Origin of the sequence: Microbacterium sp. I2, from assembly GCF_051364985.1 — a bacterium.
In the GTDB taxonomy this organism is placed as follows: domain Bacteria; phylum Actinomycetota; class Actinomycetes; order Actinomycetales; family Microbacteriaceae; genus Microbacterium.
In genome coordinates this window covers 695007-719505 of record NZ_JBLWIH010000001.1, presented here as the reverse complement: position 1 = coordinate 719505, position 24499 = coordinate 695007, and the positions used below count along the sequence as shown (strand labels likewise).

Annotated in this window: 22 protein-coding genes and 1 tRNA gene; 13 read left to right on the top strand and 10 right to left on the bottom strand. The window is 69.6% G+C overall.

The genetic code is table 11. The annotated features are described in order from the left end of the window. Positions 1–52: 52 nt before the first annotated feature. The 4 genes from ACLKM7_RS03385 to ACLKM7_RS03370 form a co-directional block, all read right to left on the bottom strand. Positions 53–1018 carry a carbohydrate ABC transporter permease gene (locus ACLKM7_RS03385; RefSeq protein WP_436445694.1) on the bottom strand — a complete coding sequence of 322 codons (966 nt, stop codon included), beginning with the start codon at positions 1016–1018 and terminating at the stop codon, positions 53–55. An 11-nt stretch (positions 1019–1029) separates the two neighbouring features. Further along, positions 1030–2343, bottom strand: coding sequence for a sugar ABC transporter substrate-binding protein (locus ACLKM7_RS03380; RefSeq protein ID WP_436445692.1), 1314 nt, complete (start codon positions 2341–2343; stop codon positions 1030–1032). A gap of 370 nt (positions 2344–2713) precedes the next feature. After that, positions 2714–4120, bottom strand: a complete 1407-nt coding sequence (locus ACLKM7_RS03375) for an NAD(P)/FAD-dependent oxidoreductase (protein ID WP_436445690.1) — start codon at positions 4118–4120, stop codon at positions 2714–2716. A 162-nt stretch (positions 4121–4282) separates the two neighbouring features. Further along, complete coding sequence (locus ACLKM7_RS03370; protein ID WP_436445688.1) at positions 4283–5824, bottom strand: PucR family transcriptional regulator; 1542 nt, start codon at positions 5822–5824, stop codon at positions 4283–4285. A gap of 99 nt (positions 5825–5923) precedes the next feature. Here ACLKM7_RS03370 and gabT point away from each other — a divergent pair, with 99 nt between their 5' ends. From gabT to ACLKM7_RS03315, 11 genes are all read left to right on the top strand, one after another. Next, entirely contained in the window at positions 5924–7315 is a 1392-nt protein-coding gene (gabT, locus tag ACLKM7_RS03365) for a 4-aminobutyrate--2-oxoglutarate transaminase (protein ID WP_436445686.1), read from the top strand. Between the two features lie 141 nt (positions 7316–7456). Next, on the top strand, positions 7457–8818 hold the full coding sequence (locus ACLKM7_RS03360; protein WP_436445684.1) for a flavin monoamine oxidase family protein: 1362 nt from the start codon (positions 7457–7459) through the stop codon (positions 8816–8818). Then, positions 8815–9720 carry a universal stress protein gene (locus ACLKM7_RS03355; RefSeq protein WP_436445682.1) on the top strand — a complete coding sequence of 302 codons (906 nt, stop codon included), beginning with the start codon at positions 8815–8817 and terminating at the stop codon, positions 9718–9720. Before ACLKM7_RS03360 ends, ACLKM7_RS03355 begins: the two co-directional genes overlap by 4 nt. Next, positions 9717–11279: an APC family permease gene (locus ACLKM7_RS03350; protein WP_436445679.1), complete on the top strand. Its 1563-nt coding sequence runs from the start codon at positions 9717–9719 to the stop codon at positions 11277–11279. Before ACLKM7_RS03355 ends, ACLKM7_RS03350 begins: the two co-directional genes overlap by 4 nt. 58 nt (positions 11280–11337) lie before the next feature. After that, on the top strand, positions 11338–12699 hold the full coding sequence (locus tag ACLKM7_RS03345) for an NAD-dependent succinate-semialdehyde dehydrogenase (protein ID WP_436445677.1): 1362 nt from the start codon (positions 11338–11340) through the stop codon (positions 12697–12699). A 251-nt stretch (positions 12700–12950) separates the two neighbouring features. Further along, a tRNA-Trp gene (locus ACLKM7_RS03340) sits at positions 12951–13023 on the top strand. Positions 13024–13113: 90 nt separating this feature from the next. Further along, positions 13114–13386, top strand: a complete 273-nt coding sequence (gene secE / locus ACLKM7_RS03335; protein ID WP_436445675.1) for a preprotein translocase subunit SecE — start codon at positions 13114–13116, stop codon at positions 13384–13386. A gap of 85 nt (positions 13387–13471) precedes the next feature. Further along, positions 13472–14524, top strand: a complete 1053-nt coding sequence (nusG, locus tag ACLKM7_RS03330; protein ID WP_436445673.1) for a transcription termination/antitermination protein NusG — start codon at positions 13472–13474, stop codon at positions 14522–14524. Positions 14525–14620: 96 nt separating this feature from the next. Further along, on the top strand, positions 14621–15052 hold the full coding sequence (gene rplK / locus ACLKM7_RS03325; RefSeq protein ID WP_168911401.1) for a 50S ribosomal protein L11: 432 nt from the start codon (positions 14621–14623) through the stop codon (positions 15050–15052). A 14-nt stretch (positions 15053–15066) separates the two neighbouring features. Next, positions 15067–15759, top strand: coding sequence for a 50S ribosomal protein L1 (rplA, locus tag ACLKM7_RS03320; protein WP_168911400.1), 693 nt, complete (start codon positions 15067–15069; stop codon positions 15757–15759). 115 nt (positions 15760–15874) lie between these two features. Then, positions 15875–16921, top strand: a complete 1047-nt coding sequence (locus ACLKM7_RS03315) for an NAD(P)H-dependent flavin oxidoreductase (protein ID WP_436445670.1) — start codon at positions 15875–15877, stop codon at positions 16919–16921. A gap of 31 nt (positions 16922–16952) precedes the next feature. Here the strand turns inward: ACLKM7_RS03315 and ACLKM7_RS03310 are convergent, their stop codons facing one another. Beyond that, positions 16953–17228, bottom strand: coding sequence for an acylphosphatase (locus ACLKM7_RS03310; protein ID WP_436445668.1), 276 nt, complete (start codon positions 17226–17228; stop codon positions 16953–16955). A gap of 59 nt (positions 17229–17287) precedes the next feature. Here ACLKM7_RS03310 and ACLKM7_RS03305 point away from each other — a divergent pair, with 59 nt between their 5' ends. Beyond that, a complete protein-coding gene (locus ACLKM7_RS03305) occupies positions 17288–17665 on the top strand; it encodes an iron chaperone (RefSeq protein WP_436445666.1) in 378 nt (125 codons plus the stop codon). Between the two features lie 42 nt (positions 17666–17707). Here ACLKM7_RS03305 and ACLKM7_RS03300 read toward each other — a convergent pair whose 3' ends face one another. Then, positions 17708–18403 carry a LysE/ArgO family amino acid transporter gene (locus ACLKM7_RS03300; RefSeq protein WP_436445664.1) on the bottom strand — a complete coding sequence of 232 codons (696 nt, stop codon included), beginning with the start codon at positions 18401–18403 and terminating at the stop codon, positions 17708–17710. 68 nt (positions 18404–18471) lie between these two features. Between ACLKM7_RS03300 and ACLKM7_RS03295 the strand changes: the two genes are divergently transcribed. After that, positions 18472–19362, top strand: a complete 891-nt coding sequence (locus ACLKM7_RS03295; protein ID WP_436445662.1) for a LysR family transcriptional regulator ArgP — start codon at positions 18472–18474, stop codon at positions 19360–19362. 4 nt (positions 19363–19366) lie between these two features. On the opposite strand, the gene ACLKM7_RS03290 is transcribed toward ACLKM7_RS03295, so the two are convergent. The 4 genes from ACLKM7_RS03290 to ACLKM7_RS03275 form a co-directional block, all read right to left on the bottom strand. Then, positions 19367–20398 (bottom strand): NADP-dependent oxidoreductase, encoded by a 1032-nt coding sequence (locus ACLKM7_RS03290; RefSeq protein ID WP_436445660.1) that lies wholly within the window; start codon positions 20396–20398, stop codon positions 19367–19369. Positions 20399–20520: 122 nt separating this feature from the next. Next, positions 20521–21696 (bottom strand): ROK family transcriptional regulator, encoded by a 1176-nt coding sequence (locus ACLKM7_RS03285; RefSeq protein WP_436445658.1) that lies wholly within the window; start codon positions 21694–21696, stop codon positions 20521–20523. Between the two features lie 124 nt (positions 21697–21820). Further along, positions 21821–22888: an ABC transporter permease gene (locus tag ACLKM7_RS03280; RefSeq protein ID WP_436445656.1), complete on the bottom strand. Its 1068-nt coding sequence runs from the start codon at positions 22886–22888 to the stop codon at positions 21821–21823. After that, positions 22885–24360, bottom strand: a complete 1476-nt coding sequence (locus ACLKM7_RS03275) for a sugar ABC transporter ATP-binding protein (RefSeq protein ID WP_436445781.1) — start codon at positions 24358–24360, stop codon at positions 22885–22887. The genes ACLKM7_RS03280 and ACLKM7_RS03275 overlap by 4 nt, the downstream gene beginning before the upstream one ends. Positions 24361–24499: the final 139 nt, after the last annotated feature.

The following is a 24499-nucleotide window of genomic DNA, read 5'->3' as shown; positions in this document are numbered from 1 at the left end:
CGAGGCTCCGCGCGACGCGCCAGCGGCGCGTGGAGGAGGCGTGGGGACCATGTCAGTCCTTCTTTCCGAGGAAACGGAACTGGATGAGCGAGAGGATCACGATCGCGATGAACAGCACGTAGCTGGCCGCCGAGGCGTAGGCGTAGTTGCCGAAGCCGAACTGGTCGTACGTGTACATCGCGGTCGAGAGGGTCGCGTCGAGCGGGCCGCCCTGGGTCATGACGTACGGCTCCTCGAAGAACTGCAGGAAGCCGATCCCGGTGATGACCGCCGCGAACAGCAGCGCCGGCCGCATCGCGGGGATCGTGATGTTCGTGAACCGCTGCCAGACGTTGGCGCCGTCGACCATCGCGGCCTCATGGTGCTCGCGCGGCACGCCCTGGAGCGCGGCGAGGAAGATCACCATGAGCGTGCCGATGTTCCGCCAGACGGCCATCATGATCAGCGACGGCAGGGCCCACGCCGTGCTCTGCAGCCAGTCCGGACCCTGGATGCCGAACCACGACAGGAAGCCGTTCAGCAGACCATCGGGCTGCAGGATGAACCGCCACACGATCGCGATCGCGACGATGCTGGTGACGACAGGTGCGTAATATCCCACGCGGAACACCGTGCGGAACCGGCGGATCCCCTTGTCGAGGGCCAGCGCGACGGCCAGGGCCAGCGCCATCGTGAGGGGAACCGCGACGATGACGAACACGAACGTGTTCAGGAGCGATCGCAGGAATCGCGGATCCTGGAACAGGCGCACGTAGTTGTCGAAGCCGACGAGGTTCACCTGGAACGGCGTCTCGAGGTCGCGCGTGGTCATGTCGGTGAAGCTCATGCCCAGCGAGGCCACGATGGGTCCCGCCATGAACACGAGGAACAGCACGACGAACGGCAGCGAGAACAGCCACGCCGTGAGCGTCATTCGCCGGCTCCGCCGCGAGGCGCGCACCCGAGGGGTGCGGCCGCGCGACGGGGCCGATGCAGGAGGTGCCGATGCCGGCGCCGCCGGTGTCGAGAGCGTGGACATGGGTCGCGGTCCTACTGACCGGTGCCGATCGACGTCGCCTGCTGCTGGATGGTCGCGACCGCGTCGGCGGGCGTCGTCTCACCCCGCGTGGCCTTCTCGAGCTCCTGGTCGATCACGGCCGACACCTGCGCCCACGTGGGGATCGCCGGCGGGGCCTTGGAGTCCTGCAGCTGATCGGCGAAGACGCTGAGGTACGGGTCCTCGGCGAAGGTCGGGTCGTCCCATGCCGCCTGCACGCTCGGCAGGTCGGTGGAGATGTCGTACCACTGGATCTGGGTCTCGGGCTGGCTGAGCCAGCGGACGAACTTCCACGAGGCATCGCGGTTGTCGGTGTCTTCGAACACCGCGAGGTTGCCGCCGCCGGTGAAGCTCGTGCGACTGTCGGCACCGGGGACCATGGCCACTCCGAACTTGTCGGCGAACTCCTCGCCGCCCTGTTCGAGCAGCAGGTTCACGTGGAACGGTCCGCTGTAGAACGCACCGACCTCGCCGTTGATGAACGCCTGCTCGATCTCGCCGCCCTCGAGGCGGCGCGGTTCGGCGATGCCCTCCTCGAAGAAGCTCGTGTAGAACGAGAAGGCCTCTTCCCACTCGGGGGTGTCGAAGGTGAACTCGGCGCCGTCCTCGTTCAGGATGTCGCCGCCCTGCTGCCATGCGAGCGGGGTGACGTACTGCCACGAGTCGAAGCCGCCGGGCGGCAGCGAGACGCCCCACTGCGCGCCGGCCGACTGCAGTGCCTGCGTGAAGGACTTGTACTCGTCCCATGTGGCCGGCGGCTCGACGCCGGCCTGCTCGGCGAGGTCGGTGCGGTAGTAGAGCACGCGCGTGTCGACGTACCAGGGCACGCCGTACGCGACGTCGTCCACGACGGTGGTGTCCCACGAGCCCTCGAAGAACGACGACTCGTCCACGAGCCCGTCGGGCGTCGGCTCGAACGCGCCGGTGGCGGCGAACTCGCCCACCCATGTCGTGCCGAGCATCGTGACGTCGGGGGTCTCGCCGCCCGCGATGGCGGTGGCGATGCGGTCGTGCGCGCTCTCCCACGGCACCGCCGTGACCTCGATCGTGACGTCGGGGTTCTCCTCCTCGAACTGGGCGGCGAGCTCGTCGAGCACTTCGCCCTCGTTCCCCATCGCCCACACCTGGACGGTGCCCGACGCGGGGGAGTCGTCGATCGCCTCGCCCCCGCCGTTGTCGCCTCCGCCGGTCGGGCCGTCGGTGCGCCCGCATCCGGCGAGGACGAGGGCGCCGACGAGTGCGGTCGCTCCGGCGGCCGCCCAGCGCGATGCCCTGCGTGAGGTCTGACGTGCAATTGCTCGTGTCATCGGTCTGACGCCTCCATCGGTCGTCGCCGCGTCTGCGCGGCGTCCTTGCCTCGGCTGTGATCGGCGCACGGGGCGCCGTGTGCACGAGTGTAAGCCAAAAACCTAACACCCGAAAGGTATTAGCGCATGAGAAACGCCTCATGTGATGTCGCAAGTCGCGACCCGTGCCCGGAAGACCCCTTCGGTGCCGGCATCCGTCGCCCGTCGCCCGCTCCGGGGTCGTGCCGTCCTGCCGTGTCGCGAGGTCAGGTGATGCGGCCGGCGTAGGACGATTCGGCGCGAATCTTCCTACGCCGGTGAAATCACCTGATTCGGTGACGGATGCGGCGACGGATACGGCGGCCGGGAGGCGGGGCGTGGCCGGTCGGCGTCAGTGGCGGCCGGCCACGACGTCGGCGATGTGCGCGGGCCACGCGGTGCGCGAGGATGAACCGGATGCCTCGGCCCGGTCGGCCATCCGATACGCGGTGTAGATCGCGTTCACGGCGACCCACCGCAGCGGCTCGGGTTCCCAGCGCTTCGCGCGGTGCCCCACCCACGGCAGTCGCACGAGCTCGGTGTCGCGTTCGAGCACGAGGTCGGCGAGCGTGCGCCCGGCGAGGTTCGTCGCCGTCACGCCGGTGCCCACGTAGCCGCCGGCCCAGCCGAGACCGGTGCCCCGGTCGTGGCCGACCGTCGCGGCCCAGTCCCGTGGCACGCCGAGCACTCCGGCCCAGGCGTGCGCGATGGGCACGTCGGCGGCGGCCGGGAAGAAGTCGTGCAGCAGCGCCGCGAGAGAGGCGACGGTGCGCTGCTGCGTCGTGCCGTCGGTGTCGACGCGCGAGCCGTAGCGGTAGGGCACACCGCGTCCGCCGAACGCGATGCGATCGTCGGCGGTGCGCTGCGCGTACATGTAGACGTGGGCGAAATCGCCGAGCGTCGCGCGGTCTCCCCAGCCGACGCCGTCCCAGAAGGCACGCGGAAGCGGCTCGGTGACGATCATCGACGAGTTCATCGGCAGCCACGTGCGGTGCTGACCTGCGAGGTCGGCCGTGAAGCCCTCGGTCGCCCGCAGCACGTGCGTCGCCCGGACGGCCCCGCGATCGGTGACGGCTCGTCCCGGCGCGATCTCGCGCACCTTGGTCTGCTCGAGGATCCGCACACCGAGCCGCTCGACGGCCGCCGCGAGTCCCCGCACGAGCTTCGCGGGATGCACGCGCGCGCAGTGCGGATGCCATGCGCCGCCGAGCGCGCCGTCGATGCGGATGCGGGATGCTGTCGCCCCGGCATCCAGCAGTTCCACGTCGGTGTGCGGCCAGGACTGCTCGGCGGCGACAGCGGCCTGAAGCCGCGCGAGCTGGGCGGCGGTCCGCGCCACCCCGAGCTCGCCGCCCTTCGCGATGTCGGCGTCGATGCCCTCTCTCGCGGCCACCGCGATGACCTCGTCGACGGTGTCATTGAGGGCGCGCTGCTGTGCGGTCGCGGCGTCACGGCCGTGGCTCTCGGCGTATCGCTCGCGTCCGCCGGTCACCGTGTTGGTGAGCCAGCCGCCGTTGCGGCCGGATGCCCCGAAGCCGGCGAACCGCTGCTCGAGCATGACCACCCGCAGGTCGGGCTGCGCACGCTTGAGGTAGTACGCCGTCCACAACCCGGTGTAGCCGGCGCCGACGATCGCGACGTCGGCGTCGAGATCGCCCGCGAGCGGGGCCCGCTGAGCCGGGACGCCCCCGAGGTCGCGCCACCACCACGACACATCGCCGTTCGGCACGGCGGCGGTGTCGATGCGTGTCGCGTTCATGCCGCCCATCCTGCCCGCACCCTCGTTCGACGCGTGCGCGCAGCATCCGTCGATCCGTCCCGTTCCCGCGCTTCGTTCGTCACATGTGTACGCCGATACGGCGAAAACGCGTACACATGTGGCGAGCGAACAACGAAGCGCGTGGTGACGGGGCGTGCAGAGTCAGGCGGGGGTCTCGAGCGCGCGCAGCGCGGCCCACAGCTCGGCGCGCGTCGCGAACGACGACAGGTCGCGCCCGAGCACCCGCTCGACGAGCGCGAGCCGCGTGCGCACGGTGTGCCGGTGCACGCCGAGGGACTGAGCGGATGCCTCGTGCGAGCAGTCCTCGTCGAGCCACACGCGCAGCGTCTCGAGCAGGCGCGTGCCGTTGGCGGCGTCGTGCTCGAGGAGCGGCGCGAGGTCGGCGCGGGCCAGCGTGCGGGCGTCCTCGCCGAGCGCCGAGAGCACGCCGATGCGCGACACCTCCGCGAACGCCGAGACCGGCTCGCTGCCACGGTCGCGCGCGACGCGCGCCTGGCCCAGCGCCCCGGCGATGTCGTCATATCCGGCGGGGTCCGAGAGCCCGATGTGCACGTCGAAGCGCTCGGCGAGCTCGCGCACGACGCCGAGCTGCCCGGCAGGGACGATGAGCACGAGCCCGTCGTCGCCGCGGCCGAAGAACAGTCCACCGCGGTTCTCCTCCACCCGCAGCTCGAGCAGTTCGGTGATCGCGTCGGCCCTGGCCGCCGCGGCATCCGTCACCGCCACCGTCACCGGCGCGGCCGGCAGCGGTCCCCACAGGTCGCGCGAGATACGGCGGGCCAGGGCCGGGTCACCGGTCAGCAGCGTCTGCAGCAGCCCCGAACGCAGGGCGCCGCGCGCCCGGCTGAGCCCCTGCTGCTGTTCGAGCGCGAGGCCGGCCATTGCGATGACGGCGGTCACGACCCCGCGGCCCTCCTGGTCGAGGTCGCCGGCGGCGATGGCGATGACGCCGCGGAGGTGTCCGCCGCGGCCCAGGGTCTGCAGGGTGAAAGGAGTGTCACCAAGGCGCAGCGAGGAACCGGCGCGCGCCCCGCGGTGCAGCACCCCCGTCACCTCACGCTGCAGGGCGTCGGCAGTGCCGGGATCCAGAGCGCCGACGGGATGCTCTCGCGACAGCTCGCCCGCCGCGTCGAACATGCCCACCCAGGCGTCGAGCTGCCGCGCGAGCTCGGCGACGGTCGCGCCCAGCCCGTCCGGCCGCAGGGCCGCAAGGGCGATCGCGCGCTGCGCCGCGAGAGCCCAGCTGCGCCGCGCGTAGGTCTCGGCCGCGATCGCCTCGGCGTTGGCCCGCGCGACGGCGATGAAGGGCGTGCGGTAGGGCACCTCGAACAGCGGCATCCGTTCGTCCCGGCACGCCGCCGCGAGGGAAGGCGGCATGCCCGTGCGGGCGACCTCGGTGCCGAAGCCGAGTCCGACCACACCGCGTGAGGCGAGCCGGTGCACGTACGCGCGGTAGGTCTCGGGTTCGTCGCCCTCGACGCCGGGTGGGAACTGCGTGCCGGTGGTCAACAGGACGAGGCCCTCCGAGAGGAACGGCGTCGGGTCGGCGAGGTCGGTGCTGTGCACCCAGCGGATGGGCCGATCCAGGGCGCCGGGCTCGAGGTCGTGCTCATCGGCGAGGGTGAGCCCCAGGTCGCGGCGGGTGAGCAGTGCGCGCAGCGTGGGGGAGTCGGCGGCGTCCATTGTCCCTCGGTCCTCGGTGTACGTCTCGTATAGCGGGCTACAGAGAATGTACAAGCAGGAAGGTGCGACCGTCCGCACGGTCCACATACGCTCGCCGTCATGACCGCCACCGACACCGCCGTCCCCGCCGAGAACCGGGCCGACACGCCACTGGCCGGACCGACACGGGGCGGACCGGCCCTGCCGCAGGAGCGGCGCCTGGTCACCAGCATCCCCGGTCCCCGCTCGCAGCAGCTCGTGGATCGCAAGGCCGCGGCCGTCGCGGCAGGCGTCGGCCACACCGCACCGGTGCACGCCGTCGCCGCCGGCGGAGGGGTGATCGTCGACGCCGACGGCAACTCGCTCATCGACCTCGGCTCGGGCATCGCCGTCACCACGATCGGCAACGCGCACCCGAAGGTCGTCGCAGCCGTGCAGGAGCAGGTGGCGCAATTCACGCACACGTGCTTCATGATCGCGCCGTACGAGTCGTATGTCGCCGTCGCCGAAGCGCTCAATCGCATCACGCCGGGTGACCACGCCAAGAAGAGCGTGCTGTTCAACTCCGGCGCCGAAGCGGTCGAGAACGCGGTCAAGATCGCCCGCAAGTTCACCGGCAAGCAGGCCGTCGTCGCGTTCGATCACGGTTACCACGGCCGCACGAACCTCACGATGGCGCTCACGGCCAAGTCGATGCCGTACAAGAGCGGCTTCGGCCCGTTCGCGTCGGAGATCTACCGTGCGCCGCTGTCGTACCCGTTCCGTGACCGCCTCGACGGCGTCATGGCCGCGAAGAAGGCGATCTCGGTCATCGAGAAGCAGGTGGGCGCCGACAACCTCGCTGCCGTCATCATCGAGCCTATCCAGGGCGAGGGCGGCTTCATCGTCCCGGCAGACGGCTTCCTTCCGGCGATCGCGGAGTGGTGCCGGGCCAACGGCGTCGTCTTCATCGCCGACGAGATCCAGACCGGCTTCGCCCGCACCGGCGAGATGTTCGCGAGCGAGGTCTTCGGCGTCGTGCCCGACCTCATCACGACCGCGAAGGGCATCGCCGGCGGCCTGCCGCTGGCAGCGGTCACCGGACGAGCCGAGATCATGGATGCCGCGCACGCGGGCGGCCTCGGCGGCACCTACGGCGGCAACCCGATCGCGTGTGCGGCAGCGCTCGCGGCGATCGACGTGTTCGAGAACGACGGCATGATCGAGCGCGCCCGCGAGATCGGCGCCATCCTCACCGAGCGGCTCGGCGCGCTGCAGGCGACCGATCCGCGCATCGGGGACGTGCGCGGACACGGCGCGATGATCGCCGCCGAGTTCGTCGACCCCGCGACGGGGGAACCGGATGCCGCGCTCACCGCCGCGGTGGCCAAAGCCTGCATCGCACAGGGCGTCATCGTCCTGACCTGCGGCACCTACGGGAACGTGATCCGCTTCCTGCCGCCGCTGAGCATCCCCGACGACCTGCTCCACGAGGGCCTGGACGTCGTGGCCGCAGCGCTCGCCGCGGCGTAGGCCGCGGCATCCGTCTGCCATCCAGACCGCACGATTCGCCGGGAGCACGACGCGCCTCCGCGGAGCGTGTCACCTGGGCGAGAGCACATGATCTGCACAGTCCCGCATGAGCGGGCACGCGCATCACCGAAGGAGTTGAAATTGGCGGAGATCACCCGTGACGTCGTCATCGTCGGTGCAGGCGCCGCCGGCACGACCGCGGCCAACGAGCTGAAGAAGGCGGGACTGTCGGTCGTCGTTCTCGAGGCGCGTGACCGCGTCGGCGGACGGCTGTGGACCGACGTCGTCGACGGCGCCATGCTCGAGATCGGCGGCCAGTGGGTCTCGCCCGACCAGGAGGCGCTCAAAGAGACGATCTCCGAGCTCGGGCTCGAGACCTACCGCCGCTACCGCGAGGGCGACTCCGTCTATATCGGCCGCGACGGCGAGCGCCGGCGGTTCACCGGCGAGATCTTCCCGGTCGCGCCCGAGACCGAGCAGGAGATCGTGCGGCTCATCGACGTGCTGGACGACATGGTCGCCCGGGTCGACCCCGACAAGCCGTGGGAGCACCCGGACGCGGAGGCGCTCGACCGCATCTCGTTCGAGGCGTGGCTCGAGGAGCAGACCGAAGACCAGGAGGCGCGTGACAACATCGCCCTCTTCATCGCCGGCGCGATGCTCACCAAGCCCGCGTACGCGTTCTCGGCTCTGCAGGCGCTGCTGATGGCTGCGAGCGCGGGCAGCTTCACGCATCTGGTCGACGCGGATTACATCCTCGACGAGCGCGTGGTCGGTGGCTTGCAGCAGGTTCCGCTGCTGCTGGCCGAGCGCCTGGGCGACGACGTGATGCTCGAGCAGCCGGTGCACACGATCCGGTGGAGCGAAGACGGCGTGACGGTGCTCACCGACGGCGGCCTGACCGTCCGTGCGCGCTTCGCGATCCTCGCGCACGCGCCGATCCTGTACCCGTGGATCGACTTCACACCGGCCCTGCCGCGCCTGAAGCAGCAGATGCACCAGCACATCTCGATGGGCTTCGTGATCAAGGTGCACGCCGTCTACGACCGGCCGTTCTGGCGCGAGCAGGGTCTGTCGGGCACCGCCTTCAGCCCGTACGAGATCTCGCACGAGGCCTATGACAACACCAACCACGGCGACGAGAGGGGCACCCTCGTCGGGTTCGTGTCGGACCGCGACGCCGACGACCTGTTCCGCGTGTCGGCCGAGGAGCGCAAGGCGCGCATCCTCGAGTCGCTGTCTCACTACTACGGCCCCGAGGCGCTCAACCCGCTTGTGTACTTCGAGAGCGACTGGGGCGCCGAAGAGTGGACGCGCGGTGCGTACGCTGCGAGCTTCGACCTCGGCGGGCTCGCCCGCTACGGCGCCGACCTGCGCACGCCCGTCGGCCCGATCCACTTCGCGTGCAGCGACATGGCGGGCGCCGGCTACCAGCACGTCGACGGCGCCATCCGCATGGGCCGCCTCGTGGCTGCCAACATCGTGGAAGCAGCCCACCGATGACCGGCCGCATCGTCGTCGGCTACACCGCGACCGACGCGGGCGCCGATGCCGTGGCCGTCGGCGCTCGCCTGGCCGCGGCATCCGGATCCGCCGTCGACCTCGTCGTGGTGCTCCCCTCGGACCAGCGCAGCGTGATCACCCCGCCCGATGCGAGCTACGACCGCTACCTGCAGCAGCAGGCGCAGTCGTGGCTGGCGGATGCCGCGAAGGGGATTCCGGATGCCACGGCTCGCACTCTTCACATCCGGTTCGCCGACTCGTTCGCGGAGGGGCTGATCGCGCTCGCCGACGAGCTGGGCGCGTCGCACATCGTCGTCGGGGCCGCCAACGGGGGGCTGCGCGGCCGGCACCGCCTGGGCACCGTCGCGAACGAGCTGCTGCACTCGTCCGACGTCCCCGTCGTCCTCGCACCCGAGGGCTCTCGCCGGACCACGGCCACCGGGGTGACCCGCGTCACCGCGGCTGTCGGCACACGCCCCGGCGCCGACGCGCTGCTGCAGGAGAGCATCGCGCTCGCCGTGGCCACCGGCGCCGAGCTGCGCCTGCTGTCGCTCGTCTCGGTCGACCTGCCCGCGAGCGTCGACACCGGCGTGATCCGCATCGCCGGCGCCGCTCATGCCGACGATGTGCTCACGAGGGCGCTCGACGCGCTGCCGGACGGCATCCAGGCGGAGGTCGTCGTCGCGCGCGGCGACAGCATCGAGGACGCGGTCGCCCATCTCGGCTGGGAACCGGGTGAGCTCGCTGTGGTGGGATCCAGCCGCCTGGCACAGCCGCGGCGGCTCTTCCTCGGCTCGACAGCGGCGAAGATGCTGCACGAGCTGCCGGTCCCGATGGTCGTCGTGCCCCGCACGCGCGATCACGCGGCCGCAACTGCGAACACGGAAGGAGGGCGCGCATGAGCGCTCCTCAGAGTGCGGCGACGTCGATCGCCACCGACACCGGCAGCCACGCCGGTGAACTGTCGAAGAAGGGACTGAGCGCCGGGACCGTCGGCATGATCGGCGCCGTGGTGATCGGCATCTCGACCATCGCGCCCGCGTACACGCTCACGGCATCCCTGGGTCCGACGGTGTCGGCTGTGGGCGTGCAGGTGCCGGCGATCATCCTCGTCGGGTTCATCCCGATGCTGCTCGTCGCGCTCGGCTACCGCGAGCTCAACCGCGCGATGCCCGACTCCGGCACATCCTTCACCTGGGGCGTGCGCGCGTTCGGACCCTGGATCGGCTGGATGACGGGGTGGGGCCTCGTCGCGGCGACCGTCATCGTGCTCTCCAATCTCGCCGGTATCGCGGTCGAGTTCCTCTTCCTGCTCATCGCCCAGCTCACGCGGCAGCCCGAGATCGCCGACCTGGCGTTCAACCCCTTCATCAACGTCGCGGTGTGCCTGCTGTTCATGCTGGGCGCGACGCTCGTGTCGTATCGCGACATGCAGACGACCCAGAAGTTCCAGTACGTGCTCGTGGGATTCCAGGTGATCGTGCTCGTGCTGTTCTCGGTGACGGCGATCGTCAAGGCCGTGAACGGTGAGGCGATCGAGCCGACCGCTTTCGACTGGGCGTGGCTGAACCCCTTCGCGGTGGATTCGTTCTCGTCCTTCGCGGCGGGCCTGTCGCTGTCGATCTTCATCTTCTGGGGCTGGGACGTCGTCCTCACGATGAACGAGGAGACCAAGAACCCCGAGAAGACCCCGGGCCGCGCCGCGACGGTGACGATCGCGCTGATCGTGTGCCTGTACCTCATGATCTCGATCGGGCTCATCATGTTCGCCGGCGTCGGCACGGGCGAGTACGGCCTGGGCAACGAAGACATCTCGGCAAACGTGTTCTTCGCGCTCTCCGATCCCGTGCTGGGGCCGCTGGCGTTCCTGGTATCGCTCGCGGTGCTGTCCAGCTCGGCCGCGTCCCTGCAGTCCACAGCGGTCGGCCCGGCACGGACGCTTCTTGCGATGGGCCACTACGGAGCGCTGCCGCCGAAGTTCGCGTCGGTGAGTCCCCGATTCTTCACGCCCGGCTACGCCACGGTCGTGGCGGCGGTCGTGGCTTCGGTGTTCTACGCGGTGATGCGGCTGATCAGCGAGAACGTGCTCACCGACACGATCATCTCGCTCGGCATGATGATCTGCTTCTACTACGGCCTCACCGCGTTCGCATGCGTCTGGTACTTCCGCAAGCAGTGGTTCGACTCGGTGCGCTCGTTCCTGCTCACGTTCCTGAGTCCCCTCGTCGGCGGCGCCATCCTCGCCGTGCTCTTCGTGACCACCTTGATCGATTCGATGGACCCCGCCTACGGCAGTGGGTCGAGCATCGGCGGCATCGGACTCGTGTTCATCCTCGGGGTGACCGTGATCCTCGTCGGCGTGGTGATCATGATCTGGCAGGCGATCAAGCGTCCGGCGTTCTTCCGCGGCGAGACACTCGGTATGGACGCCCCCGAAAGCCTTCGACGCCGGCGCTCCTGAGGAGCAGACTGGCTGAGCGGCAGACCGTGAACACCCACCCCCGATCGGAGACAACACCATGAGCGACTACGCCGTCGTCAACCCCGCAACGGGCGAGACCCTGGCCACGTACCCGACCATCGCCGACGACGCGCTCGAGGGCGTGATCGCCGGAGCGGATGCCGCCTTCCGCACGTGGCGCGATGTGCCGGTCGCCGAGCGGGCCGCACGCATCCGCAAGGTCGCCGAGCTGCACCGCGAGCGTCGCGACGAGCTCGCCGCGATCATCGTGCGCGAGATGGGCAAGCCGCTGGAGGCGGCGCTCGGCGAGGTGGACTTCGCCGCCGACATCACCGAGTACTACGCGGAGCACGCGGAGAAGATCACCGGCGACCAGCCGATCGACATCGACGGCGAGGGCACCGCGGTCATCCGCCGTTCGCCGCTGGGAGTGCTCCTGGGGATCATGCCCTGGAACTTCCCCTACTACCAGGTCGCCCGCTTCGCCGCGCCCAACATCGTCATCGGCAACAGCATCCTGCTCAAGCACGCGCCCCAGTGCCCTGAGTCGGCGGCGGCCATCGAGAAGATGTACGCGGACGCCGGGCTGGCGGGCGTGTACACGAACATCTACGCCACGAACGATCAGGCGGCATCCGTGATCGCCGACCGCAGGGTGCAGGGCGTGTCGGTGACCGGGTCGGAGCGCGCCGGTGCCGCTGTGGCCGAGATCGCCGGACGCAACCTCAAGAAGGTGGCGCTCGAGCTGGGCGGCTCGGACCCGTTCATCCTGCTGTCCACGGACGATCTCGATGCCGCCGTGCAGGCGGCGGTCGATGCCCGCCTGGACAACACCGGCCAGTCCTGCAATGCCGCGAAGCGCTTCATCGTCGTCGACGACCTGTACGACGCGTTCCTCGACAAGTTCACCGCGAAGATGAGCGAGGCGAAGGTCGGCGACCCGTTCGCCGAAGACACCGTGCTCGGGCCGCTGTCATCGCTGACGGCCGCGGAGCGGCTCTCTGAGCAGGTCGACAACGCGGTTGCGCAAGGGGCGAAGCTGGTCACCGGCGGCACTCGTGACGGCGCCTACTATCCCGGCACGGTCCTCACCGGCGTGACACCCGATATGGATGCATATCGCGAGGAGTTCTTCGGGCCGGTGGGGGTGGTCTACAAGGTCGCCGATGAAGACGAGGCCGTGAGGCTCGCGAACGACACCAGTTACGGCCTGGGCTCTTACGTCTTCACCACCGACGAGGAGCAGGCTGCGCGCGTCGCCGACAAGATCGACGCCGGCATGGTCTACGTCAACGTGGTGCTGGCCGACGAGCCCGGGCTGCCGTTCGGCGGTGTGAAGCGCTCCGGCACCTCGCGCGAGATGGGTCTGCTCGCGGCCGACGAGTTCGTGAACAAGAAGCTCATCCGTATCGCGCAGTAGCGTGTTCACTCCATGCCGAACCGTCGCGAATGGCCGCTCGCGCTCGCGCGCGGCGGCCGTTTGCGACGGCTCGGGGCGATCTGCGCGAGGCGGTCCGAGCGGGCGGCCCAGTTCGCGGGGTCTGCGGGCATGCCGTACACTGGATCGTGCAGTTGAAGTCTGCATTCTTTCGCCGTGCCCGTCGTTCGGGTAGGCCCCTCTCGCTCAGGTGAAGGGGAAGAGTGCGGGCTTCCCGAGACCTCCGGGTCTCTAGGGCGGTAGCTCAATTGGCAGAGCAGCGGTCTCCAAAACCGCAGGTTGCAGGTTCGATTCCTGTCCGCCCTGCGCGTCAGCGCAACGCCGGCGACATGCCGGTGGTTGACAACACAGTGTGTCGGCCCACGTCGACTCACGGAAGGTAATCAGGTGGCATCGATGGTTCAGGACGAGCCGAAGGGCGAGGTCGTCCCCGCTAACGGAACGACCGCTCCCCGCGAGAAGAAGCCGAACGTCTTCGCGCGCATCGCCCTGTTCATTCGCCAGGTCTTCGCCGAGCTCCGCAAGGTCGTCACTCCGACGCGCCAGGAGCTGCTGAAGTACACGGCGGTGGTGCTCGGATTCGTCGTCGTGATGATGGCGGTCGTCTACGGCCTGGACGTGCTGTTCGTGTGGCTCACGTCGTACGTCTTCGGAGTGCCGGGCGCCTGATCGCCGAGCGGTCCCTGAGTGCATCGAGGAGCGCGTCGCGGACGGACCGCGGGTCCGAGCGCGGATGGAACGGAAGAGAATTCACGTGACTGAAAGATATGTCGACGACGCCGATTGGGCGACCGCCGCCGAGCAGTCCTCGGAGGACGACGAAGCCCAGGAGGGCAATGTGCTGGCCGCTGAAGAGCGGTCGGTCGAGGCGGCCGAGCACGTCGCGATCCACATCGTGGACGACAACGACGAAGGCGACGCCGACACGGACGACATCGACATCGACGACCCGGAGGCCGACGCGATCGTGAACGACGCACTGAACCTGGACGAGGCGGCCGAGACCGAGGCCGCCGCCGAAGTGATCAACGACTCCATCGCGGAGGAGGTCGCGGACCTCGAGGCCGAGGCCGCCGACGAGATCGCCCCGTACGACGGTCCCGACGTGAACGGCGACGAGGACGAGGCATCGGACTTGGACGAGTCCGACTCGGACGAGTCCGACGACGAGGATGACGAAGATGAGGACCCGTACGAGGCGTTCCGCGCCGAGCTGCGCAGCCTCCCGGGCAAGTGGTACGTCATCCACTCCTACGCCGGCTTCGAGCGCAAGGTCAAGGCCAACATCGAGCAGCGCAAGTCGACGCTCGAGGTCGAGGAGGAGATCTACCAGATCGAGGTCCCGATGGAGGACGTCGTCGAGATCAAGAACGGGCAGCGCAAGATGGTCACGCGCGTCCGGATCCCCGGCTACGTGCTCGTTCGCATGGAGCTCAACGAAGACACCTGGTCGGTCGTGCGCCACACGCCGGGCGTCACCGGCTTCGTGGGCAACGCGCACAACCCGACCCCGCTGCGCTTCGAAGAGGCCTTCAACATGCTGAAGAGCCTCGTCGAGGTCAAGGAGGTCGCCACGACCAAGGGCGGTGCGGTCAAGAAGGGCCAGGCCGCCACGGCCCGCGCCATCCCCGCCGAGGTCGACTTCGAGGTCGGCGAGACCATCACGATCAAGGAAGGCTCGTTCGCGGGTCTTCCCGGCACGATCAGCGAGATCAAGCCCGAGAGCGGCAAGCTCACCGTGCTCGTCTCCCTCTTCGAGCGCGAGACCCCGGTCGAGCTGTCGTTCGACCAGGTCACCAAGCTGTAGCGCGAGAGCGCCCAACGACCACCGCGGTCTGGAAAGGCCGGAACTGCGGGAGAACAGGATGCCCCGGCATCCGGTTCGCACGAAAGGAAAACAAGAATGGCACCGAAGAAGAAGGTGACCGGCCTGATCAAGCTTCAGATCAATGCCGGTGCCGCCAACCCGGCGCCGCCGATCGGGCCCGCGCTCGGTCAGCATGGCGTCAACATCATGGAGTTCTGCAAGGCGTACAACGCCGCGACCGAGTCGCAGCGCGGCAACGTCATCCCCGTGGAGATCACTGTCTACGAGGACCGCAGCTTCACCTTCATCCTGAAGACCCCGCCCGCCGCCGAGCTCATCAAGAAGGCCGCCGGCGTGCAGAAGGGCTCGCAGACCCCGCACACGACCAAGGTGGGCAAGCTCACCAAGGAGCAGGTGCGCCAGATCGCCGAGACGAAGCAGCCCGACCTGAACGCGAACGACATCGAGGCCGCCTCGAAGATCATCGCCGGCACCGCCCGTTCCATGGGCATCACGGTCGAGGACTGAGGGGGATAGGAATCATGGCAACCAAGTCCAAGGCCTTCCAGGCCGCTGCCGCCAAGATCGAGGCGGACAAGTTCTACACCCCCACCGAGGCCGTCGCGCTGGCGAAGCAGACCGGTTCGGCGAAGTTCGACTCGACCGTCGAGGTCGCGCTGAAGCTCGCCGTCGACCCCCGCAAGGCCGACCAGATGGTGCGCGGCACCGTCATCCTTCCGCACGGCACGGGCAAGACCGCCCGCGTCATCGTGTTCGCGACGGGTCCGGCCGCTGAGGCCGCGATCGCCGCAGGCGCCGACGAGGTCGGCGGCGCCGAGCTCATCGAGCGCGTCGCCGGTGGCTGGACCGCGTTCGACGCGGCCGTCTCGACGCCCGAGCTGATGGGCCAGGTCGGTCGCCTGGGTAAGGTGCTGGGTCCCCGTGGCCTCATGCCCAACCCCAAGACCGGCACCGTGACCCCCAACCCGGCCAAGGCCGTGGAGGAGATCAAGGGCGGAAAGATCGAGTTCCGCGTCGACAAGCACGCCAACGTGCACTTCGTCGTCGGCAAGGCGTCGTTCTCGGCCGAGCAGCTCGACGAGAACATCAAGGCCGCCCTCGAAGAGATCGTGCGGCTGAAGCCGTCGAGCTCGAAGGGCCGTTACATCCAGAAGGGCGCCGTGTCGACCACGTTCGGCCCCGGCATCCCGCTGGACGTCAACGCGATCGCCTGAGTTCGCTCTCGCACGAAGCCCCGCCGCTCCCCGAGCGGCGGGGCTTCGTCGTTCGCGAGGCGCGACGGCGTCACACGACGGCGGCGTCAGCGAGTTCGGGAGTAGCGTCGGAGTCATGGCGGCGACACTCACGGACCTGTTCGGAATCGACGCGCCGATCGTGCTCGGCCCCTTCGGTGGACTGTCGTCGGTCGAGCTGACGGCGGCGGTGAGCAGTGCCGGCGGGCTCGGGTCGTACGGTCTCTACGGGTACTCCGCCGACCGGATCAGCGACACGATCGCAGCGCTGCGCTCGGCGACCGACCGCCCGTTCGCGGTGAACGTCTGGCTGCCGACCGGCGACGAGGTCACGCCGGCGGACGTCGACCTCGCGCCTGTGATCGAGGCGCTCGCGCCACTGTTCGACGAACTGGGCCTGCCGCACCCGAGCCCGCCGGCCGAGTTCGTCCCCGACATCGACGCGCAGCTGACCGCCATCATGGACGCGGCGCCGGCCGTGCTCAGCGTTGTCTACGGTGTGCCGTCCGAGCGAGTCGTGGCGGCGGCGCACAGCCGCGGCATCCGGATCATCGGCACCGCGACGACGGTCGCCGAGGCGGTGGCGCTGGCAGAGAGCGGAGCGGATGCCGTCGTCGCGAGCGGCGCGGAGGCCGCGGGTCATCGGGTGTCGTTCCTCGCCTCGCCCGAGGATTCGCTCGTCGGCACGTTGGCGCTCGTGCCACAGGTGGTCGATGCCGTCGACCTGCCCGTGATCGCGGCGGGGGGCATCGCCGACCGGCGTGGCGTCGCTGCCGCGTTCGCGCTCGGGGCCGTCGGCGTGCAGGTCGGCACCGCGTTCCTGCGGACCCGCCAGTCGGCCGCGACGGAGGCGCACCGCCGGGCGATCGCGGAGGCGCCCGACACCGGCACCGTGCTCACACGGGCGATGAGCGGGCGACTGGCGCGCGGCATCCCGAATCGAGCGATGCGGAGGATCGAGACAGGCGGCGTCATTGCGCCGTTCCCCGCCCAGAACTGGCTCACGGGCCAGTTCCGCGCCGAGGCCGGACGCCGCGGCGACGGCGAGCTCGTGTCGCTGTGGGCCGGTCAGGCGGCGGGCCTCGCGACCCGCGACGATGCCGCCGACGTCTTCGCCGAGCTCGCCGCCGGCCTTCCCGGCTGACGCGGCCCGCGCGGAGCATCGCGCCACCGGGTTACGCTGTCGGGAGCACCTCGAAGCCGCTTCCTCCGGCGGGTGCCGCATCAGACACTGTCGCGGACTCGACGCGCGACCCGGGCGGTCCCTCGGCCATCCACGCGAGCACCTCGTCGACCCGGCCGGACTCGCCCTCGATCTCGGCCTCGACGCTCCCGTCGCGCCGGTTGCGCACCCAGCCGACCACGCCGGCTTCGCGGGCGACCATGCGCATCGTGTAGCGAAAGCCGACGCCCTGCACCTCGCCCTGCACCACCACGTGGACCCGCCGCATACCTCCATCGTGCCGTGCCCGGGGTATCGCCCGCGAGGGCGGGGTGCAAGGATGCCGGGATGGGAACCGTCGACGACTACCTCGAGAGCCTCGCCCCAGCCGACCGCGAGCCGATCTCGCACGTCTTCGACGTCGCGCGCGCGACTGCGCCCGACCTAGAGCAGGGGACGAGTTACGGCATGCCGGCCCTGATGTATCGCGGCAAGGCGCTCCTCGCCGTCATGCGCACGAGGAAGCACATCGGGGTCTACCCGTTCAGCGGTCGCGTGCCCGAGGTCGTCGCCGACGGTCTGCCCGAAGACGCACGCGCGGCGTTCGATCACGACAAGGGGACGATCCGCTTCCAGCCCGACCGGCCGTTGGCCGACGACACCATCCGCGCGATCGTATCGGCGCGCGTCGCCGAGATCCAGGATCCGTCGCTGCGCAAGAGCTGACAGGCGCCACAACGGTGCGGCGAGCGCCGGCGCGGCGAACGCTCAGTGCGGCAGCACGAGCGAGATGCCGAGCCCGACCATGACGACCGCGATGACGGCATCGAGAATCCGCCAGGCTCGCGGGGTGGAGAGCCACCGTCCCAGCAGTCGGGCTCCGTAGGCGAGCCCGAAGAACCAGACGACGCTCGAGACCATCGCTCCGACGGCGAACAGCCAGCGCATGTCGCCGTGCGTGTTGGCGATCGAGCCGAGCAGGAACACCGTGTCGAGGTAGACGTGCGGGTTGAGCCACGTCAACGCGAGGCACGTGAGCACGACGGGGAGGAGTCGGGTCCGGATCGCCGCAGGTGCGGCGGTGCGGATGCTGCCGCCCCGATCGTCCGTGGCCTCGAGCCGCCCGGCAGCCTCGTCGCCGGTGGCGCCCGGGATGCCGTCCGCGGTCAAGGCCTCGCCGGTCGGCCGCCAGGCGCGTCGGGCAGCCAGCACGCCGTAGGCGACGAGGAAGATCGCGCCCGCCCAGCGCACCACGTCGACGAGCCACGGCACCGCCTGCAGAACCAGTCCGATGCCCGAGACACCCAGCAGGATGAGGACCGCATCGGATGCCGCGCAGATCGCCGCGACGGCGAACACGTGCTCACGACGCAGACCCTGCCGCAGGACGAAGAGGTTCTGAGCGCCGATCGCGATGATCAGCGAGAAGCCGAGGCCGAGGCCGGCGAGCACGGAGGTGGGCACGTCTCGACGCTACGGATCACGGTGGCTGTAGTCCAGCTCATGATTCTTCAGTAGCATTAGCCGAACTGATGAAGATCTCGTTCGAGCTGACAGAAACAGTCGCGGCCGTCGTCGATGAGGGCACGCTGGATGCCGCCGCCCGGCGTCTGCACGTCACGCCTTCGGCGGTGAGTCAGCGCATCAAGTCCCTCGAGGAGCAGCTCGGCCGCCTCGTGCTGGTGCGCTCCAAACCCGTGCGGGCGACGGACGCCGGCCGTGCGATCATCCGCCTGGCGCGTCAGGCCGCGCTCCTCGAACACGACACACTCGCCGAGCTCGGCGCCGATCCCGCAGACCAATCGCGCACGAGCGTGCCACTCGCGGTGAACGCCGATTCCCTCGCGACGTGGTTCCTCGCACCTCTCGCACGGCTGTCGCAGCAGCATCCTGTCGTGTTCGACCTGCATCGCGACGATCAGGATTTCACCGCCGGACTGCTCGAGTCGGGTACGGTCATGGGTGCCGTGACCTCGCGCTCTGCGCCGGTGGCGGGATGCCGTGTCGCCACGCTGGGGGCGATGAGGTACGAGGCTGTCGCGACGCCCGCTTACGTCGATCACTGGCTGCGAGGGGACCGCGCCGCCGCTCTCGCCGAAGCGCCGCTGGTGGACTTCGACCGGCGCGATGACTTGCAGAAGACATGGCTGGTGGGGGAGGGCGTGGACCCGGAGCGGCCGCCACGGCACTACGTGCCGGCATCCAACGACTTCGCCACCGCCGTCCGGCTCGGCCTGGGGTGGGCCTTGCTGCCCCGGCTTCAGTCGGCGGACGCGACCGAACGCGGCGAACTCGTGCTGCTCGGCGGGGCACCGGTGGACGTCGCACTCCACTGGCAGCAGTGGAACCTGCGCTCGCCGTTGCTCGACGCGATCGCGGACGAGATCGTCGCGGAGGGCCGCCGCATCCTCGCGCCCGTGTAGAGGATCAGTCGTCGCTCACCCGCAGCACGAGCTTGCCGCGAGTGTGGCCCTCCTCGATCCGGCGGTGCGCGGCGGCGACGTCGGAGAGGTCGAAGACCGCGTCGACGTAGACCTGTACGGAGCCCGAGTCCAGCAGACGTGCGATCGTCGCCAGTGCGCCGCCGTCCGGGGTGACCTTGAACGACGTCGCCCGCGCGCCGACTGCGGCCGCCGCCTCGGCGTAGCCCGGCCAGGATCCGGTGGGCACGACGATGTACAGGCCGCCGGGCCGCAGCACCCTCAGGGACCGGGTGCCGGTATCGCCGTCCACGTTGCCGACCAGATCGATCACGACGTCGACCTCGGCGACCACTTCGTCGAAGCGCGTGGTGGTGTAGTCGATCACGACGGCCGCGCCGAGCTCGCGCAGCCACGCCGCGTTGCGGCCCGATGCCGTCGCCGTCACGTGGGCGCCGAAGTAGGCGGCGAATTGCACGGCGAAGTGCCCGACGCCGCCACTGCCCGCGTGGATGAGGATGCGCTGACCTTCGTGGGCGTGTGCCGTCTCGACCACGAGGCCCCACGCGGTCAGTGCGGCCAGGGGAACGCCTGCGGCCTCGACGTGCGACAGCGCCTGCGGCTTGCGGGCGACGGACAGTGAGGGCACCACGGTGTACTCCGCGTACGTTCCACCCGACCGCGGGAACGGCGCCATGCCGAAGACGGGCGTGCCCGGGGCGAGCGGGTGCGCCTCGTACGGACTCTTGACCACCACGCCGCTGAAGTCGTAGCCGAGCACCGCCGGCCGGTGGTCGACACCGCCCCACACGCCGCGACCGCCGCGGGTCTTGGCATCGATCGGGTTCACGCCGGCGGCGATGACGCGCACGAGCAGTTCACTCATCACGGGGGAGGGGACGGGGACGGATGCCGCGCGCAGCGCCTCCGCGTCACCCGGGGTCTCCACGACCATGGCACGCATCCGATCCGGCGGATCGGTCACGGCACCGTCATCGGTCACCGGAGCGGGGGCCGATCGCAGCGGTCGGAATCTCATTGGGGTGCTCCTTCCGCGTGCGTGTCGTCGGCGACAGCACAGGTCGTGGTGAAGCCAGTCAACCGCGCGAATGTCTCGCCGGTGTTACGTCGCTGCTACCACTGGGCGAAGCGTGGCGAAGGTCAGGCGAATCCGACTGCCAGCGCCTCGGGCGAGAGGGCATGCTCCACGGCCAGCATGCTGGCGCCGAGGATGGCGGCGCGCTCGGCGGTGACCGACTGCACGATGGCCAGGTGCTCGGTCGCCAGGGGCGTCGATCGGGTGTACACGACCTCGCGAACGCCGGCGATGAGGTGTTCGCCGACGCGGGCCATGGACCCGCCGATCGTGATCACCGACGGGTTGACCAGGCTCACACACGTGGTGAGCACCTCGCCGATGTCGCGGCCCGCTTGCCGGACAGCCTGGATCGCCTCGATGTTGCCGCGCTTGACGAGGTCGATGACGTCCGACCCGGTCTGCGCCTCGACGCCGTGCTCGCGCAGGCTCCGGGCGATCGCCGGGCCGGAGGCGAGCGCCTCGAGGCAGCCTCGGTTGCCGCAGCGGCAGGGCACGCCGGCGCCGCGGGCGACCTGCACGTGTCCGATGTCGCCGGCGACGCCCTGCGCCCCGCGCTGCAGCGCCGAACCCGAGATCAGGCCCGCGCCGATGCCGGTGGCGATCTTGACGAACATGAGGTGCTCTACTCCGGGCCACGCGACGGAGCGCTCGCCGAGCGCCATGATGTTCACGTCGTTGTCGACGAGCACCGGCACCTCGAGATGCTGGTGGAGCCACCCGGGGATGTCGAACCGATCCCAACCGGGCATGATCGGCGGATTGACCGGCTGGCCGGTCGAGTGCTCGACAGGCCCCGGGACGCCGATCCCTATGGCGGCGACGTGGGAGTGGTCGCGTCCCACCCGCTCGAGCAGCGTCGTCGCCCCTTCGACGAGCCACGAGAGCACGGGGACGGGGCCGAGAGCGACGTCGAGCGATTCGGAATGCTCCGCGAGCACGCTCCCGGTCAGGTCGGTGACGGCGACCGTCGCGTGCGAGGCGCCGATGTCGGCTGCGATCACGACCTTCGCCGCCGGGTTCAGTGCGAACTGCGAGGGCGGGCGACCGCCCGTCGACACCGCCTCGGCGACCGGTGTGATCAGACCCATGCGCATGAGCTCGTCGACGCGGGCGGCGATCGTCGATCGCGCGAGACCGGTGGACTTGGCCAGTTCCGCGCGGGTGCGCGGCACCCCGTCTCGCAGGAGCTGGAACAACTGGCTCACGCCGGTCGCGTTCGTCGTCGTTTCGCTGCCCATATTCGTCACATCTCAGGATTGCCGCGGCGCAGGACGCCGACGTTCGCGGGAACGGCTGACAACGGGCCGCAGCCCGGCCGGGCGAACCATGCAGGGGTCCGCTCGACCGGGCCGCGGCATCCGATCATGTCTCGCGACCCGTGGGCTTCGCGAACCGCTGCTGCAGCAGCACGGCCACGACGATGATGACGCCCTTGACGACCGCCTGGACCGACGAGCTGAGGTTGTTCTGCACGAACACGTTCGTGAGCGTCGCGAAGATCAGCACGCCGAAGACCGTGCCCGTGATCGTGCCTCGGCCTCCGATCAGCAGTGTGCCGCCGACGACGACCGCCGCAATCGCGTCGAGCTCGTACAGCGTGCCGTTGGTCGAGCTGCCGGCCGTGGTGCGGCCGAGGATCATCACGCCGGCGATACCGGCGCACAGGCCCGAGATCGCGTACAGCCACATCGTGTGGCGCTTGACGTTGATGCCGGCGAGACGTGCGGCCTCACGATTGCCGCCGATGGCGACCGTGCGCCGTCCGAAGGTGGTGCGGTTCAGGATCACCCAGCCGAGCGCGGCGACGATCGCGAAGATCCAGATGAGCATGTCGACGCCGATGATGTCGAGGTTCATGAAGGTGATGAAGTCGCGATCGCCGACCTGAAGCGTTCGACGGTTGGCGAGGATCTCGGCGAGACCGCGCGCCGCGACCAGCATCGCGAGCGTGGCCATGAACGCCACCACCTTGCCGTACGCGATGACGATGCCGTTGATCAGGCCTGCGCCGATGCCGACCGCGAGCGCGATGACGACCATGACGATCCAGTGCAGCTGGTCGGCCAGGTCCTGAATGGCCGCGAGAGCCGCAACGACCGACGCCAGCCCCATGACGGACCCGACGGACAGGTCGATCCCGCCCGCGATGATGACCAGGGTCATCCCGATGGAGATGACGCCGATGATCGATGCCTGGCGGAGAATCGTCAGAATGTTGCTCACGCTCGTGAACGTGTCGGGCGCGGTGACGGCGCCGACGACCACGAGCACCAGAAGTGCGACGACGAGACCGAGGTTTCTACCGACGGAGCCGGACATGAAGCGCTGGAATCCGGACTTGCCGGAGCCGTTCGCTGGCGCCGGGCCGGTGGGCGACGGCGCCTCGCCGGCGGTGGGGACCCCTGCGGTCCCGGTGGTCTGCTCGCTCACGCGGCGGTTCCTTTCATGACGAGATCGAGCACACCGTGCTCATCGATCTGGGACGCGGGAAGAGTGCGAAGCACGCGGCCGTCGGAGACGACGAGGACGGTGTCTGCCAGGCCGAGCACTTCTTCGATCTCGCTGGAGACGATGACCACGGCGTTACCCGCAGCCGCCAGTCGGCGGATCAGGGCGTAGATCTCGGCGCGGGCGCCGACGTCCACGCCGCGGGTGGGTTCATCGAGGAGGAGTACGCGCGTCCCGTGGACCAGCCAGCGGGCCAGGAGGATCTTCTGCTGGTTGCCGCCCGAGAGCGTCATGGCAGGGCGGTCCGGGTCGGCGGGACGCAGCTCGAGGGCGTCGATCTGCTCGCTGGTGATCTTGCGCTCGGCGCGCTCGTTGAGGAAGCCGGCCTTGGCGAACCGGGACATCGACGACAGCGTGACGTTGACGTAGATGGGCTCGTCCAGGACGAGGCCCTGACTCTTGCGCTCCTCGGGTGACAATCCGATTCCGGCGGCGACGGCGTGGACGACGGAGCCGCGGCGCAGTTTCTTGCCTGCGACCTTCACCGAGCCGCTGGTGGAGCGCCGCGCGCCGTACACCGTCTCGAGGATCTCGGAACGACCGGAACCGACGAGGCCGGCAAGGCCGATGACCTCACCCGCGCGTACAGAGAACGAGACGTCCTCGAACACGCCCGCCACCGAAAGACCTTCGACCTCCAGGACAGCGGGGGCGTCGCCGGGCACCGGCACGGCAGGAGGGAACACGTTCTCGACGGACCGCCCGGTCATCAGACGGATCAGATCCGGTGTGGGCGTGTCCGCGACCGACAGGCCGCTGGCCATCGAGCGGCCGTCCTTGAGGACGGTGATCCGGTCGCCGATCTGGCGGATCTCCTCCAGGCGGTGGGTGATGTAGATCACGGCGATGCCCGCCGAAGTCAGCTCGCGCACCACATGGAAGAGGTTCTTGACCTCTTCGCCGTCGAGCACCGCAGACGGCTCGTCCATGATGATGAGCTTGATGTCGTGCGAGAGCGCGCGCGCCATGCTCACGATCTGCTTGTTCGCGGCGCTGAGCGACCCCACCTCGGCGTGCGGGGACAGGCCTTCGTGGCCCAGCCGGCGCAGCAGCTCGCGAGTCTGCCTGGCCGCCTCGGATCGCTTGGTGAATCCTCCGCGCGCGACTTCATGGCCGAGGAAGATGTTCTCGGCGATCGTGAGCCCGTCGACGACGTCGAGCTCCTGATACATGGTCGCGATGCCCAGTTCGATCGCCGCCTCGGGCGTCGGGATCTCGACCGGCTCGCCGAGCCACGAGATCTCGCCGCTGTCGGGGCGGTGGACTCCTGCGAGGGTCTTGATCAACGTCGACTTGCCGGCGCCGTTCTGGCCCAGGACGCAATGGACCTCGCCGGGAAGCACCTGCAGGTCGACTCCGCGCAAGGCGTGGACGCCCGCGAAGGACTTCGTCACACCTCGGACGTCGAGTAATGCCGATGGATGGTCAACTTTGATCACGCGACGAACATAACACGCCTGAGGCGTGTGCGCCGAGCATCCCATCGTGCCCTCGGCGGACGCGATTGGCCGCCTAAGGAAGCTGCGAGGAGAC

What these genes read in the sequence shown, in the direction of transcription:
- ACLKM7_RS03385 (WP_436445694.1), bottom strand. Translation starts at nt 1,018, where the DNA reads ATGTCCACGCTCTCGACACCGGCGGCGCCGGCATCGGCACCTCCTGCA.
- ACLKM7_RS03380 (WP_436445692.1), bottom strand. Translation starts at nt 2,343, where the DNA reads ATGACACGAGCAATTGCACGTCAGACCTCACGCAGGGCATCGCGCTGG.
- ACLKM7_RS03375 (WP_436445690.1), bottom strand. Translation starts at nt 4,120, where the DNA reads ATGAACGCGACACGCATCGACACCGCCGCCGTGCCGAACGGCGATGTG.
- ACLKM7_RS03370 (WP_436445688.1), bottom strand. Translation starts at nt 5,824, where the DNA reads ATGGACGCCGCCGACTCCCCCACGCTGCGCGCACTGCTCACCCGCCGC.
- gabT (WP_436445686.1), top strand. Translation starts at nt 5,924, where the DNA reads ATGACCGCCACCGACACCGCCGTCCCCGCCGAGAACCGGGCCGACACG.
- ACLKM7_RS03355 (WP_436445682.1), top strand. Translation starts at nt 8,815, where the DNA reads ATGACCGGCCGCATCGTCGTCGGCTACACCGCGACCGACGCGGGCGCC.
- ACLKM7_RS03350 (WP_436445679.1), top strand. Translation starts at nt 9,717, where the DNA reads ATGAGCGCTCCTCAGAGTGCGGCGACGTCGATCGCCACCGACACCGGC.
- ACLKM7_RS03345 (WP_436445677.1), top strand. Translation starts at nt 11,338, where the DNA reads ATGAGCGACTACGCCGTCGTCAACCCCGCAACGGGCGAGACCCTGGCC.
- secE (WP_436445675.1), top strand. Translation starts at nt 13,114, where the DNA reads ATGGTTCAGGACGAGCCGAAGGGCGAGGTCGTCCCCGCTAACGGAACG.
- rplK (WP_168911401.1), top strand. Translation starts at nt 14,621, where the DNA reads ATGGCACCGAAGAAGAAGGTGACCGGCCTGATCAAGCTTCAGATCAAT.
- rplA (WP_168911400.1), top strand. Translation starts at nt 15,067, where the DNA reads ATGGCAACCAAGTCCAAGGCCTTCCAGGCCGCTGCCGCCAAGATCGAG.
- ACLKM7_RS03315 (WP_436445670.1), top strand. Translation starts at nt 15,875, where the DNA reads ATGGCGGCGACACTCACGGACCTGTTCGGAATCGACGCGCCGATCGTG.
- ACLKM7_RS03310 (WP_436445668.1), bottom strand. Translation starts at nt 17,228, where the DNA reads ATGCGGCGGGTCCACGTGGTGGTGCAGGGCGAGGTGCAGGGCGTCGGC.
- ACLKM7_RS03305 (WP_436445666.1), top strand. Translation starts at nt 17,288, where the DNA reads ATGGGAACCGTCGACGACTACCTCGAGAGCCTCGCCCCAGCCGACCGC.
- ACLKM7_RS03295 (WP_436445662.1), top strand. Translation starts at nt 18,472, where the DNA reads ATGAAGATCTCGTTCGAGCTGACAGAAACAGTCGCGGCCGTCGTCGAT.
- ACLKM7_RS03290 (WP_436445660.1), bottom strand. Translation starts at nt 20,398, where the DNA reads ATGAGATTCCGACCGCTGCGATCGGCCCCCGCTCCGGTGACCGATGAC.
- ACLKM7_RS03285 (WP_436445658.1), bottom strand. Translation starts at nt 21,696, where the DNA reads ATGGGCAGCGAAACGACGACGAACGCGACCGGCGTGAGCCAGTTGTTC.